We start from the raw sequence: 13,607 nt of genomic DNA, 5'->3' as shown, positions 1-13,607 counted from the left end.
GGGGAGCCCGGTCAGGACGGCGCGGCCACGGCGATCAGACCCGTCTCGTACGCGCAGATCACCGCCTGGACGCGGTCGCGCAGCCCCAGCTTCGCCAGCACATGGCCGACGTGCGTCTTCACCGTGTGCTCGGAGACGGTGAGTTCGGCCGCGATCTCGGCGTTGGACAGGCCCCGGCCGAGCAGCAGCAGCGTCTCGCGCTCGCGGGAGGTCAGCGCGGCGAGCCGCTCCGAGGCGGCCGGGACGGTGGGCCGCGAGGTGTACTCGGCGATCAGCCGCCGCGCCACCGACGGGGCGAGCAACGCGTCCCCGGCCGCCACCACCCGCACCGCGTGCACCAGATCGTCCCGCCGGACATCCTTGAGCAGGAAGCCGCTCGCCCCGGCGTGCAGCGCCTCGTAGACGTACTCGTCGGAGTCGAAGGTGGTCAGCATCACCGTGCGGCACGCCCCGGCGGCGCTGATCGCACGGCAGGCCTCGATGCCGTCCAGACGCGGCATCCGGATGTCGAGCAGCGCCACATCGGGCGCGAGGCGGCGGACCGCCTCGACCGCCTGCGCGCCGTCACCTGCCTCGGCCACCACCTCGATGTCCGGCTGGACGTCCAGGATCAGCGCGAAGCCACTGCGCACCAGCTCCTGGTCGTCGGCCACCACCACACGGATCGTCACGGCCCCACCTCCGCCGAGGAGGGTACCGAGCGGGGGCCGGGCATGCGCGGTGGCAGCGGCAGGACGGCCCGCACCGCGAAGCCCCGGCCGTCCGGGCCCGGGCCCGCCGAGGCGCTGCCGCCCTGCGCCGCCGCCCGCTCGCGGATGCCGATCAGGCCGTGCCCGGTACCGGGTCCGGACCCGGTACCGCATCCGTCGTCCAGAACATCGATCGTCAACGTGCTCTCCGTGCAGGTCAGTTGGACCGATATCACCGAAGCTCCCGCATGCTTGACCGCGTTCGTCAGGGCCTCCTGCACGATCCGGTACACCGTCGCTTCGGTGTCCAGGGGGAGCGGGCCGGGCGCGCCCGTCGTCCGGTACGTGACCACGGGGCCGCCCAGGGACACCCGCTGGACCAGCGCGGGCAGCGCGGAGAGGCCCGGCTGCGGTTCGCGCGGGGCGGCCGGGGCGTCCTCCTCGCGGAGCAGCCCGAGCATCCGGCGCAGCTGGACCATCGCGTCCCGGCCGGTCTCGGAGATCGCCTCGAACGCGGCCTCCGCCCGGGCGGGCGCGGCCCGTACCGCGAGCGGGCCCGCCTCGGCCTGCACGATCATGATGCTGACCGCGTGCGAGAGGATGTCGTGCATCTCCCGGGCGATCCGGGCCCGTTCACGGGCCGCGGCCTGTTCGGCCTCGATGCGGTTGGCCCGCTCCAGCTGTGCTGCCCGGTCCTCGACGGCCGCGGTGTAGGCCTGCCTGGTGTGGGTGAGCCGCCCGAGCGCGTACGCGGCACCGAAGACGAAGAAGGAGAACATCAGCTCCTTGGCGTCCCCGGTGTTGAGCGCCACCGACGGCACGATGAGCACCGCGACGAGCGCGGCCACCCCGACCCGCTCGCGCGCGGGGGAGAGCGCCGCGACCGAGTACACGGCGATGAGCCCGGGGTAGGGGAGAGGCTGGCCCGGCCCGTCCAGGGTCAGCTTGTACACCGCCCCCGCCGCCAGGACCGCGAGCGTGACCGCGACCGGGGCCCGGCGCCGCCACACCAGCGGGAGCACGCTCAGGGAGGTCAGGGCGTAGTCGGCCCAGGTGGACGGGGGCAGCCCGTCGGGACGGGCCACCACGAACGGGATCGACATGGCCACCTGTACGAGCAGGGCGAGGCCGACGTCGACCGTCCGGGCGTTCGCCGCCCGCAGCCGTGCCGCCGGTCGTGCCGTCAGCCGTGCCACCAGCTGTTCAGCCGGCCGTTCAGTACCGCCCACCCCGTGCCCCCCATCGGCCTTCCCTCTTCTCCGCCCGCACGTGTCCCCGTCGGGCGGCAACCGCCCCGCCCGTACCGGCCCCGGCTACCGCCCCGACAGGACGGCGGTCAGGGTGTCCAGGCGGTTGGTGGTGATCGCGTCCACCCCGTAGCCGATCAGCCGGCGCTGGGTGCGGGCGGTGTCCGCCGTCCAGGCCGAGACGCGGAGGCCGTCCCGGTGGGCCCGCGCCACCAGGTCCGAACTCAGCAGGCCGAAGCGGTAGTTGAGCCAGCGGGGCTTCACGGCTTCGACCAGGGCGGGGCGCGGCGGGGCGGGCTTGGTCCAGGTCAGGGCGATCTCCGCGTGCGGGTCGGCGCGACGCACCCACAGCATGGCGACCGGCCCGGCGCAGTAGTAGACCCGCTCGCCCGCACCGCACTCGCGGACCGTGTGCACCACCTTGCGCACCGACGCCTCGGTGGCGCCGGGCAGATCCAGCATCACCCGGTGCGCCCCGGCCGCCATCAGCGCCTGCCGCAGGGTGGGCACCCCGCCGCCGGTGACCTCGGCGACCTCCGCGTGCGGGAGCTCGGCCAGCGGACGGTCGAAGTCCCACAGCCGCTTCAGCGTCTCGTCGTGCAACAGCACGGGCACGCCGTCCCGGGTGGTGCGGACATCGATCTCGACCGCGTCGGCGCCCCGCTCCAGGGCCGAGGCGATGGAGGGGAGCGTGTTCTCGCGGACGCGGTACGGGTCGCCGCGGTGGGCCACGGCTGTCACGGTGCGCATGGGGTCATTGTGCGGAGCGGCGCCGGGAGCGGCCAGCCGGAGCCCGGCGCCGGAGGGTCAGCGGGCCAGCCACTTCGCGGTGTAGTCGTCGATCTCCCCGGCGAGCTTCGTCTTGCCGGCGGGGTCGAGGAAGGACGCCTCGACGGCGTTCTTGGCGAGGTCGGCGACCCCCCGCTCGTCCAGTTCCAGGAGCCGGGCCGCGACCGCGTACTCGTTGTTGAGGTCGCTGCCGAACATCGGCGGGTCGTCGCTGTTGATGGTGACCAGGACGCCCGCGGCCACCATCTCCTTAATGGGGTGCTGGTCCAGGTCGGGCACCACACGCGTCGCCAGGTTGGACGTCGGGCAGACCTCCAGGGCGATCCGGTGCTCGGCGAGGTGCTTGAGCAGGGCCGGGTCCTGGGTGGCGCTGGTGCCGTGGCCGATGCGCTCCGCGCGCAGGTCGATCAGCGCGTCCCAGATGGACTGCGGGCCCGTGGACTCGCCCGAGTGCGGTACGGAGTGCAGCCCGGCGGCGATCGCCCGGTCGAAGTACGGCTTGAACTGCGGTCGGGGCACGCCGATCTCCGGGCCGCCCAGACCGAAGGAGACCAGCCCCTCCGGGCGCACCCCGTCCTCGGTGGCGAGGCGGGCCGTCTCGGCGGCGGCGTCCAGACCGGCCTCGCCCGGGATGTCGAAGCACCAGCGCAGGACCGTGCCGAACTCGGCCTCGGCGGCCCGGCGGGCGTCCTCGATCGCGTCCATGAAGGCGCGCTCGTCGATGCCCCGGCGGGTGGAGGAGAACGGCGTGATGGTCAGCTCGGCGTAGCGGACGTTCTGCCGGGCCATGTCACGGGCCACCTCGTAGGTGAGAAGGCGCACATCCTCCGGGGTGCGGATCAGGTCGACGACCGAGAGGTAGACCTCGATGAAGTGCGCGAAGTCCGTGAACGTGAAGTAGTCGGCGAGCGCCTCGGGATCGGTGGGGACCTTCGAGTCCGCGTGGCGGGCGGCGAGTTCGGCCACGATGCGCGGTGAGGCCGATCCCACGTGGTGCACGTGAAGTTCGGCCTTGGGCAGCCCCGCGATGAAGGGGTGCAGGTCGGTCATGGGGTCCTCCATGGGTCTGCCGCGAGGGTCCTCGCGCGAGGGGCGTCGTACGGCCTTCGCCGGTCGGGGATCATGGTAGGCCGGGCACACGCGCCCGGAACCGTTGGCCGTAGCATGACGGAACCACGATGGGGGAGGCCCATGTCAGACAACACCCAGCAGCCGTCGGGAGGCCAGGAGCCCCGCGACCCCTGGGCTCCGCCGGAGCGCAAGGTCCCGCTGGACAAGCCGTCGGTGCACGACCAGCAGACGGTCATATCCATGCCGGGCACTCCGACCGAGGGCCAGTACCCCGCCCCGCCGCAGGCTGCCCCCGGCGCCCCGGCCCAGGCCCCGTTCCCGGGCGCGCCCGGGCAGCAGGCCCCCGGCACCGGGTACGGCGCCCCGACCCCGCCGCCCGCACCGGGCCAGGCGGCCCCCGGCAGTTACGGCTACCCCGCCTACCCGCAGCAGCCCGGGCAGGGCTACCCGGGATACCCGGGCCAGCAGCCCGGGTACGGCTACCCGGGGTTCACCGGCGTCGCCCCGCCGCAGAACGGGTTCGGCATCGCAGCGATGGTGCTCGGCATCGTCGGATGTGTCCTCATGCTCTGCACCGTCGGCATCGCCGGCATCGTGATCGGGACGCTCGCCCTGATCTTCGGTCTGCTCGGCAAGGGCCGGGTCAGGCGCGGTGAGGCGAACAACCGGGGGCAGTCCCTGACCGGCATCATCATGGGCATCATCGCCATCGTGATCGGCGTCGGGATTCTCGTCCTGGTGATCGCGACCCGTTCGTTCGACCACACCACCCGGTACGACGACTACTCGAACTTCCTGTCGTCGGCCGTCGCGGCCCGCTGAGGAAGCGTCGCCGGGGGACTCTCCGGGGGAGAGGGCCGAGGGGATCCGAGGACGTCACCCCGTGCGGGGGAGGCCGCCGCGGCCTCTTTCGCCCGGGGTCCGCTCTGCCCGGCCGTACGAGTGGGCCGCCGCCTCAGCGCCGCAGCCGCTCCCGCGCCTCCGTCAGGGCGAAGCCCAGCAGGTTCAGGCCGCGCCACCGCTCCGGGTCCGCCGCCTCCGGCGCGTCCGCCGCCAGGCCTATGCCCCAGATCCGGTCCAGCGGGCTGGCCTCGACCAGGACCCGCTTCCCGGTGCCGAGCAGATAGCCCCGCAGCGCCTCGTCCTGACCGAACTTGTGCAGGCTGCCGGCCAGCACGATGCCGTACCGCTCCCGGCGCCACACCTCGTCGTCGAAGTCCCGCACCAGGCGTCCCGCCTTCTTCGCGAGCGCCGGATTCGCCGCCCCGATCGCCGCGCGCTCCGCGTCCGGGTCGCCGAACAGCCGGGCCTTCGACGCCATCATCCAGTGCTCGGCCGTCGCGTACCGGACGCCGTCGACCGTGAAGGGCGAGGGCCACCACTGGCTGAAACAGCTCGGTCCCAGTGACCCGTCCCGCTGCGGGCGGTGCCCCCAGAAGTGCAGATACTCGATCCGGTCACCCTTATTGACCTGCGCGATCAGCGCGTCCAGCGCCGCCCGGTCCCCCGTGTCCTCGTTCATGCATGCGAGTCTGGCACGCGCCACTGACACTCCGTCGGGCCATGACGGCTCCGACGCGACACATGGTCGACAGATTCCGTCGCGTAACCAAAAGGCAACAACGGAATCACTTGTTGGCCAGATGTGCCTCTGTCAGGATCGGCACTCAAATCGAGCTGAAGCTACGAAGAACGTGGGCGACATGGACACCGACACCGGCAGCGGCAACAGCACCCCCGCCAAGGACCGCTTCCCCGCGCAGGACCGCTTCGCGGCCGGCGCCCAGTACATCGGGGGGCGGCTGCGCCCCGGCACCTCCGGGCGCGAGCACGCGGTCGTCGATCCGGCCACCGGGGACACGGTCTACACGTACGAGCTCGCGGGCACCGCCGATGTCGACGCCGCGGTCGCCGCGGCCAAGGAGGCCTTCCCCGGCTGGTCCGGCGCCACCCCCGGCGAGCGCTCCGCCGCCCTGCACCGGTTCGCGGAGGTGCTCGCCGAGCGCGCCGAGGAGTTCGCGCGGGCCGAGTCCCTCCAGTGCGGCAAGCCGATCAAACTGAGCCGCGAGTTCGACGTGCCCGGCACCATCGACAACACCGCGTTCTTCGCGGGCGCGGCGCGGCACCTGGAGGGCCGGTCGGCCGGGGAGTACGAGGGCGACCACACCTCGTACGTACGCCGCGAGCCCATCGGTGTCGTCGGCTCCATCGCGCCCTGGAACTACCCGCTCCAGATGGCCGCCTGGAAGATCCTCCCGGCGATCGCGGCCGGCAACACCATCGTCCTCAAGCCCGCCGAGACCACCCCGCTGACCTCGCTCCTGTTCGCCGAGGCCGCCAAGGAGGCCGGCATCCCGGACGGTGTGATCAACATCGTCACCGGTGCCGGCCAGGACGCGGGCGAGCACCTCGTCGGGCACCCCGACGTCGTCATGACCTCCTTCACCGGGTCCACCGGGGTCGGCAAGCGCGTCGCCGAGATCGCCACCCGGACCGTCAAGCGCCTCCACCTGGAGCTCGGCGGCAAGGCCCCCTTCGTGGTCTTCGACGACGCCGACCTGGACGCCGCCGTGCACGGCGCGGTCGCCGCCTCGCTCATCAACTCCGGCCAGGACTGCACCGCCGCCACCCGCGCCTACGTCCAGCGCCCGCTGTACGAGGCCTTCGTCGAGCAGGTCGCCGCCCTGATGGAGACCGTCCGGCTCGGCGACCCCTTCCGCGAGGACACCGACCTCGGCCCGCTGATCTCGCACGTCCACCGCGACCGCGTCGCCGCTTTCGTCGAGCGGGCCAGGAGCTATGCCCGGGTCGTCACCGGCGGCGAGGCCCCCGAGGGCGACGGCGCCTACTACCGGCCCACCCTCATCGTGGACGCGCCCCAGGACAGCGAGGTCGTCCAGGACGAGATCTTCGGCCCGGTCCTGGTGGTGCTGCCCTTCGACAGCGACGACGAGGGCATCGCGCTCGCCAACGACACCCCCTACGGCCTCGCCGCCTCCGCCTGGAGCCGCGACGTGTACCGCACCGGGCGGGCCACCCGCGAGATCAAGGCGGGCTGCGTCTGGATCAACGACCACATCCCGATCCTCAGCGAGATGCCGCACGGCGGCTACAAGGCGAGCGGCTACGGAAAGGACATGTCGGCGTATTCCTTCGAGGAGTACACCCAGGTCAAGCACGTGATGTACGACAACACAGCGGTCGCCAGGAAGGACTGGCACCGCACGATCTTCGGGGACCGATAAAGAGGCGGCCCGACCAGGCCACCGAACCCACCCGAAAGGGCATTCAGCGCATGGAGCAGTACGAGCCCGAAAGCCTGTCAGCGGCCCAACTGGCCGCCATGGGACGCAGCTTGACCAACGGCCGGGGCGCCCTGACCCGCCGTTCGCTGCTGCGCGCCTCGGCTGTCGGCGCGCTCACCGTGGGCGGCCTCGCCACCCTGAGCGCGTGCGGCATCCCGGCGGCCAAGAAGGAGAACGGCACCGGACCGTCCAACACGGACCACTCCGCCCAGGAGAAGGAGGTCAACTTCTCCAACTGGACGCAGTACATGGACATCAGCGACGACAAGAAGCACCATCCGACGCTGGACGAGTTCACCCGCCGCACCGGCATCCAGGTCAAGTACACCGAGGACATCAACGACAACGTCGAGTTCTTCGGGAAGATCAAGCCGCAGCTCGCGGCCGGCCAGGACACCGGCCGGGACCTGATGGTGCTCACCGACTGGCTCGCCGCCCGGCTCATCCGCCTCGGCTGGGCGCAGCAGCTCGACCCCGCGCACCTGCCCCACGCCTACGCCAACCTCGCCCCCCAGTTCCGCTCGCCCGACTGGGACCCCGGCCGCGCCTACTCCTACCCCTGGACCGGCATCCCGACCGTCATCGCCTACAACTCCAAGGCGACCGGCGGCAAGAAGGTCGACTCCGTCACCCAGCTGCTCGACGACCCCACCCTGAAGGGCCGCGTCGGCTTCCTGTCCGAGATGCGCGACACCATCGGCATGACCCTGCTCGACCTCGGCAAGGACCCCGCCAAGTTCACCGACGCCGACTTCGACGCCGCGATCGGGCGGCTCCAGAAGGGCGTCGACTCCCAGCAGATCCGCCGCTTCACCGGCAACGACTACACCGGCGACCTGGTGAAGGGCGATCTGGCGGCCTGTGTCGCCTGGGGCGGCGACGTGACCCAGCTGCGCGCCGACAACCCGGACATCAAGTACGCGATTCCGGCCGCGGGTTACATGACCTCAAGCGACAACCTGCTCGTCCCGGCGAAGGCCCGGCACCAGAGCAACGCGGAGAAGCTCATCGACTACTACTACGAGCTGCCGGTCGCCGCGAAGCTCGCCGCGTTCATCAACTACCAGTGCCCGGTCGACGGGGTGCGCGACGAACTCGCCAAGATCGACCCGGCCCTCGCGGCGAACGAACTGATCCTGCCGGACAAGGCGATGGCCGCGAAGTCCCACTCCTTCCGCTCGCTCAGCGAGGCCGAGGAGACGGCGTACGAGCAGAAGTTCTCCAAGCTCATCGGAGCGTGAGCGCTCCGCGGGGCCCGAGTTCACCGGTGCCGGGCCCGTTGTTGCTGGTCGTTCCCCCAAGTTCTCGGCTTCGCTCGAACAGGGGTGACCCCCATCGCGGCGCAGCCGCACGACGTCACAGCCCCGCCCCCTTCGGGGCGCTCGGCCCCCCTCCCTCCCCCTCGACACCCCCTGGGACCCCACCCATGACTGACAGCACCGCCGGCGGCGATGTCCGCCTCACCGGGATCAGCAAGACGTACGGCTCCTTCACCGCCGTCCATCCGCTCGAACTGACCGTCCCGCAGGGCTCGTTCTTCGCCCTGCTCGGTGCGTCCGGCTGCGGCAAGACCACCACGCTGCGCATGATCGCCGGTCTTGAGGAGCCGAGCACCGGCACGGTCTTCCTCGGCGACAAGGACGTCACCGACCTGCCGCCCTACAAGCGGCCGGTGAACACCGTCTTCCAGTCGTACGCCCTCTTCCCGCACCTGAACGTCACCGAGAACATCGCCTTCGGGCTGCGCCGGCGGGGCATCAAGTCGGTGAAGAAGCAGGTCGACGACATGCTGGAGCTCGTCCAGCTCGGCGACTTCGCCCAGCGCAAGCCGCACCAGCTCTCCGGCGGCCAGCAGCAGCGCGTCGCGGTCGCCCGCGCGCTCATCAACCACCCCCAGGTGCTGCTCCTGGACGAGCCGCTCGGCGCCCTCGACCTCAAGCTGCGCCGCCAGATGCAACTGGAGCTCAAGCGCATCCAGACCGAGGTCGGCATCACCTTCGTGCACGTCACCCACGACCAGGAGGAGGCCATGACGATGGCCGACACGGTCGCGGTGATGAGCGGCGGCCGGGTCGAACAGCTCGGCGCCCCGGCCGAGTTGTACGAGAACCCGAAGACCACGTTCGTGGCGAACTTCCTCGGTACCTCCAACCTCATCGAGGCCGAGGTGGCCGAGAAGAGCGGCGAGGACCTCGTGGTCACCGCGGGCGGCGCCAAACTGCGGCTGCCCGGCGGACGATGTTCGGCCCCCACGACGAGCGGCGGCAAGCTCCTGGTCGGCGTGCGCCCCGAGAAGATCTCGCTCGCCCACCGCGACGACGAGGGCGCGATCGCCGACGGCCGCAACCGCGTCACCGGCCGCATCGTCGACTCGTCCTTCATCGGCGTCTCCACCCAGTACCTCATCGACTCCCCGGCGGGCAGCGGCCTTTCGGTGTACGAGCAGAACATCGAGCGCGACACCCGTCTCGTGCCCGGCGCCGAGGTCGTCCTGCACTGGAACCCGGCGCACACCTTCGGCCTGGACGCGGCGCAGGCCATCGACGCGGGCGTCGAGAAGGTCGAGGACGCCGCGTGACCGCCCTGGCCGAGGCGCCCGCGGAACCCACCGTGCGCAAGGCGTCCACCCGCAAGCGGCTCGTCCCGTACTGGCTGCTGCTGCCCGGCATCCTCTGGCTGATCGTGTTCTTCGCGCTGCCGATGGTGTACCAGGCCTCGACCTCCGTACAGACGGGCTCACTGGAGAAGGGCTTCCAGGTCACCTGGCACTTCCAGACGTACTGGGACGCCTTCAAGGAGTACTACCCGCAGTTCATCCGCTCCCTGCTCTACGCGGGCACGGCGACGCTGCTCTGTCTGCTGCTCGGCTATCCGCTGGCCTACCTGATCGCCTTCAAGGCGGGCCGCTGGCGCAACATCGTCCTCATCCTGGTCATCGCGCCGTTCTTCACCAGCTTCCTCATCCGCACCCTCGCCTGGAAGACGATCCTGGCCGACGGCGGGCCCGTGGTGCACGCGCTCGGCGCCCTGCACATCCTCGACGTCACCAACTGGCTGGGCTGGACCGAGGGCAGCCGGGTCCTGGCCACGCCGATGGCGGTGGTCTGCGGACTCACCTACAACTTCCTGCCGTTCATGATCCTGCCGCTGTACACCTCCCTGGAGCGCATCGACTCCCGGCTGCACGAGGCGGCCGGCGACCTGTACGCGACCCCGGCCACCACCTTCCGCAAGGTGACCTTCCCGCTGTCGATGCCCGGTGTCGTCTCCGGCACGCTGCTCACCTTCATCCCGGCGAGCGGTGACTACGTGAACGCCGAACTGCTCGGCTCCACCGACCAGAAGATGGTCGGCAACGTCATCCAGTCGCAGTTCCTGCGCGTCCTGGACTATCCGACGGCCGCGGCCCTCTCCTTCATCCTCATGGCCATCGTCCTGATCATGGTCACCGTCTACATCCGCCGAGCCGGGACGGAGGACTTGGTCTGATGACTCTCATGCCCATGGTCAAGTGGCTGCGCCGCAACCTCGTGGTCATCGCGGGGCTCGCGACCCTCGCGTATCTGATCCTGCCGAACGTCGTCGTGATGGTGTTCTCGTTCAACAAGCCGAACGGGCGCTTCAACTACTCGTGGACCCGGTTCTCGACGGACGCCTGGAAGGACCCCTGCGGGGTCGCCGACATGTGCGGCTCGCTCTCGCTCTCGTTGCAGATCGCCTTCTGGGCGACGATCGGCGCGACCGCGCTCGGCACGATGATCGCCTTCGCCCTGGTCCGCTACCGCTTCCGGGCGCGCGGCGCGATCAACTCGCTGATCTTCCTGCCGATGGCGATGCCCGAGGTCGTGATGGCCGCCTCGCTGCTGACGCTCTTCCTCAACATGGGCGCACAGCTGGGCTTCTGGACCATTCTCATCGCGCACATCATGTTCTGCCTCAGCTTCGTCGTCACCGCCGTCAAGGCCCGGGTGATGTCCATGGACCCGAGACTCGAAGAGGCCGCGCGCGACCTCTACGCGGGCCCGGTCCAGACGTTCCTGCGGGTGACGCTGCCGATCGCCTCGCCCGGCATCGCGGCGGGCGCGCTGCTCGCCTTCGCGCTCTCCTTCGACGACTTCATCATCACCAACTTCAACGCGGGCTCCACCGTGACCTTCCCGATGTTCGTGTGGGGCTCGGCGCAGCGCGGCACGCCCGTGCAGATCAACGTCATCGGGACGGCGATGTTCCTCGTTGCCGTCGTGGTGGTCACCGCCGGACAATTCATTGCGAACCGGCGCAAGAACAGCGCGAAAGCGTAACCGTACGCAGTTCCTGAGGGAGTTGGAAATCATGGCCGTGACCCGAGCCATGAAGAGCGCAGCACGGCAGTCCCTGGCGGGCGCGAAGCCCGTCCCCTTCTGGCTGGAGGACCCCGGCCGCCCCGAGGCGCTGCCCGCCCTCACCGGCGACGAGAGGTGCGACCTGCTCGTCGTCGGCGGTGGCTACAGCGGGCTGTGGACCGCGCTCATCGCCAAGGAGCGCGAGCCCGGCCGCGATGTCGTCCTCATCGAGGGCAAGGAGATCGGCTGGGCCGCCTCCGGCCGCAACGGCGGTTTCTGCGCCGCCTCGCTCACCCACGGCCTGGGCAACGGCCTGGCCCGCTGGCCCGACGAGCTCGCCCGGCTCGAAGAACTCGGCGCCGCCAACCTCGACGCCATCGAGGCGGCCGTCGGCCGCTACGAGATCGACTGCGACTTCGAGCGCACCGGCGAGATCGACGTGGCCACCGAGCCGCACCAGCTGGAGGAGCTGCACGAGATGTACGAGGAGGCGACCGGGCTCGGCTTCGGCGGGCTCGAACTCCTCGACGAGCGGGCGCTGCGCGCCCAGGTCGACTCGCCCACCTTCCTCGGCGGCCTCTGGGACCGCGACGGCGTCGCCATGCTCCACCCGGCCAAGCTCGTCTGGGGCCTGAAGCGGGCCTGCCTGGAGCTCGGCGTACGGATCTACGAGCACACCCCGGGCCTCTCGCTGGCCCGCGTCGACAGGGGCATGGGCGTGCGCACCCCGTACGGCAAGGTGCGGGCCGAGCAGGTCGCGCTCGGCACCAATGTGTTCCCCTCGCTGGTCAAGCGGCTGCGGCCGTACACGGTCCCGGTGTACGACTACGCGCTGATGACCGAGCCGCTCGACGCGGCCCAGCTCGCCTCGATCGGCTGGCAGGGGCGCCAGGGCCTCGGGGACGCGGCCAACCAGTTCCACTACTTCCGGCTCTCCGCAGACAACCGGATCCTGTGGGGCGGTTACGACGCGATCTACCCGTACGGCGGGAAGGTGCGCAGCGAGTACGACGACCGGCCCGAGACGTACGCCAAGCTCGCCGAGCAGTTCTTCCACTGCTTCCCGCAGCTGGAGGGGCTCCGCTTCGGCCATGCGTGGGGCGGCGCGATCGACACCTGCTCGCGGTTCTCGGCGTTCTTCGGCACGGCCCACGGCGGCCGGGTCTCCTACGCCGCCGGGTACACCGGGCTCGGGGTGGGCGCGACCCGCTTCGGCGCCGATGTGATGCTCGACCTGCTCGCCGGGGAGCACACCGAGCGCACCGAGCTGGAGATGGTGCGCACCAAGCCGCTGCCGTTCCCGCCGGAGCCGGTGGCGTGGGCGGGCATCGGCATCACCAAGTGGTCGCTGGCCCGGGCCGACGAGCGGGGCGGCCGGCGCAATCTGTGGCTCAAGGCGATGGACCGGGTCGGCCTGGGCTTCGACAGCTGACGGCCCCGGGCCGCAACAGGGCTTCACCCTGCGACAGTTGAGTGCTTGATCATCTCGTACGCCCCCGGTCACGCCGGGGGCGTACCCCTTTCGATCACCGTGTGACCCAGCTCACTACCGATTGGTAGGCGAAGTCGCGTCATAGCCCGGCCCGGGGCCGCTCTCTCCCGTGGACGCACTGGCTGTGCCCAGTGGAGCGGGTTGATCGGAGGGACGGCAATGACTGCCTCGGGGTCGAAGACCGCGGTGGAATGGCTGGCGTCGGTGGCGCCGGATCCCGACGCCTGCCGGTGGGAGTGGGAGCGCAACCCCCTGGGGGTCGCCCTCCTGCCGGCCGGCCGGCGCTGGGACGTACTGATCCTGCCGGGCGAGCTCGGGCACCACACGTTCGATGTGCTGGCCCGGCTCGTGGACCGGCCGGGTCCCGTGCTCGTCGACTTCGGCGACGCGCGCATGGGCTTCTTCGTGCCGCCCGGCACCGCCGCGCGCTGGCTCGGCACGGGGGTGCGGGGTGCGGGCCGCGGCACCTGGATCGTGGTGCCCTACCCCGGCCGGGCGACCGGCGGGGTGCGCTGGCTGGTGCCGCCCGACGGCTCGGGCACCCTCACCGACCCCACCCTCCTGGAGCTGGCGATGCACGAGGCGGCGGCCCGGATCGCGCGCGACGGGGACAACCGGGACAAGGGGGAATGAGTGGGGGCGGACGGCTGCCGGAAGCCTTGACAACCGGATTGGTCTGGACCATGTTGTGC

13 protein-coding genes are annotated in these 13,607 nt (G+C 71.1%); 8 read left to right on the top strand and 5 right to left on the bottom strand.

All coding sequences use genetic code 11. From position 1 onward, the window contains the following. Positions 1-11: 11 nt before the first annotated feature. From ACFYNP_RS26025 to ACFYNP_RS26010, 4 genes are all read right to left on the bottom strand, one after another. Positions 12-671, bottom strand: coding sequence for a response regulator (locus ACFYNP_RS26025; protein ID WP_388788699.1), 660 nt, complete (start codon positions 669-671; stop codon positions 12-14). Continuing rightward, positions 668-1,792, bottom strand: coding sequence for a sensor histidine kinase (locus tag ACFYNP_RS26020; protein ID WP_388788863.1), 1,125 nt, complete (start codon positions 1,790-1,792; stop codon positions 668-670). The genes ACFYNP_RS26025 and ACFYNP_RS26020 overlap by 4 nt, the downstream gene beginning before the upstream one ends. Positions 1,793-2,002: 210 nt before the next feature. Beyond that, on the bottom strand, positions 2,003-2,686 hold the full coding sequence (locus tag ACFYNP_RS26015; protein ID WP_388412260.1) for a glycerophosphodiester phosphodiesterase: 684 nt from the start codon (positions 2,684-2,686) through the stop codon (positions 2,003-2,005). 57 nt (positions 2,687-2,743) lie between these two features. Further along, positions 2,744-3,865 carry an adenosine deaminase gene (locus ACFYNP_RS26010; protein WP_388412262.1) on the bottom strand — a complete coding sequence of 374 codons (1,122 nt, stop codon included), beginning with the start codon at positions 3,863-3,865 and terminating at the stop codon, positions 2,744-2,746. 51 nt (positions 3,866-3,916) lie between these two features. Between ACFYNP_RS26010 and ACFYNP_RS26005 the strand changes: the two genes are divergently transcribed. Continuing rightward, entirely contained in the window at positions 3,917-4,618 is a 702-nt protein-coding gene (locus tag ACFYNP_RS26005; RefSeq protein ID WP_388412264.1) for a DUF4190 domain-containing protein, read from the top strand. 133 nt (positions 4,619-4,751) lie between these two features. Here ACFYNP_RS26005 and ACFYNP_RS26000 read toward each other — a convergent pair whose 3' ends face one another. After that, a complete protein-coding gene (locus ACFYNP_RS26000; protein ID WP_388788697.1) occupies positions 4,752-5,318 on the bottom strand; it encodes an NADAR family protein in 567 nt (188 codons plus the stop codon). A gap of 181 nt (positions 5,319-5,499) precedes the next feature. On the opposite strand from ACFYNP_RS26000, the gene ACFYNP_RS25995 reads away from it, so the two are divergent. The 7 genes from ACFYNP_RS25995 to ACFYNP_RS25965 all read left to right on the top strand — a co-directional run bounded on the left by ACFYNP_RS25995 (position 5,500) and on the right by ACFYNP_RS25965 (position 13,548). Then, positions 5,500-7,041 (top strand): gamma-aminobutyraldehyde dehydrogenase, encoded by a 1,542-nt coding sequence (locus ACFYNP_RS25995; protein ID WP_388788694.1) that lies wholly within the window; start codon positions 5,500-5,502, stop codon positions 7,039-7,041. 50 nt (positions 7,042-7,091) lie between these two features. Continuing rightward, positions 7,092-8,342 carry a spermidine/putrescine ABC transporter substrate-binding protein gene (locus ACFYNP_RS25990; protein ID WP_388412269.1) on the top strand — a complete coding sequence of 417 codons (1,251 nt, stop codon included), beginning with the start codon at positions 7,092-7,094 and terminating at the stop codon, positions 8,340-8,342. Positions 8,343-8,527: 185 nt separating this feature from the next. After that, complete coding sequence (locus ACFYNP_RS25985) at positions 8,528-9,679, top strand: ABC transporter ATP-binding protein (RefSeq protein ID WP_388788692.1); 1,152 nt, start codon at positions 8,528-8,530, stop codon at positions 9,677-9,679. Continuing rightward, positions 9,676-10,590 carry an ABC transporter permease gene (locus tag ACFYNP_RS25980; protein WP_388788688.1) on the top strand — a complete coding sequence of 305 codons (915 nt, stop codon included), beginning with the start codon at positions 9,676-9,678 and terminating at the stop codon, positions 10,588-10,590. Before ACFYNP_RS25985 ends, ACFYNP_RS25980 begins: the two co-directional genes overlap by 4 nt. 8 nt (positions 10,591-10,598) lie before the next feature. Continuing rightward, positions 10,599-11,402, top strand: coding sequence for an ABC transporter permease (locus tag ACFYNP_RS25975; RefSeq protein ID WP_388412409.1), 804 nt, complete (start codon positions 10,599-10,601; stop codon positions 11,400-11,402). Positions 11,403-11,433: 31 nt separating this feature from the next. After that, on the top strand, positions 11,434-12,855 hold the full coding sequence (locus ACFYNP_RS25970; protein ID WP_388788686.1) for an NAD(P)/FAD-dependent oxidoreductase: 1,422 nt from the start codon (positions 11,434-11,436) through the stop codon (positions 12,853-12,855). A 219-nt stretch (positions 12,856-13,074) separates the two neighbouring features. Beyond that, positions 13,075-13,548, top strand: coding sequence for a hypothetical protein (locus ACFYNP_RS25965; RefSeq protein ID WP_388788683.1), 474 nt, complete (start codon positions 13,075-13,077; stop codon positions 13,546-13,548). Positions 13,549-13,607 lie beyond the last annotated feature (59 nt).

This window comes from Streptomyces sp. NPDC006691 (assembly GCF_042869955.1).
In the GTDB taxonomy this organism is placed as follows: Bacteria; Actinomycetota; Actinomycetes; order Streptomycetales; family Streptomycetaceae; genus Streptomyces.
Note: the sequence above shows the minus strand (reverse complement) of the source record. Positions and strands in the feature narration are given on the sequence as shown.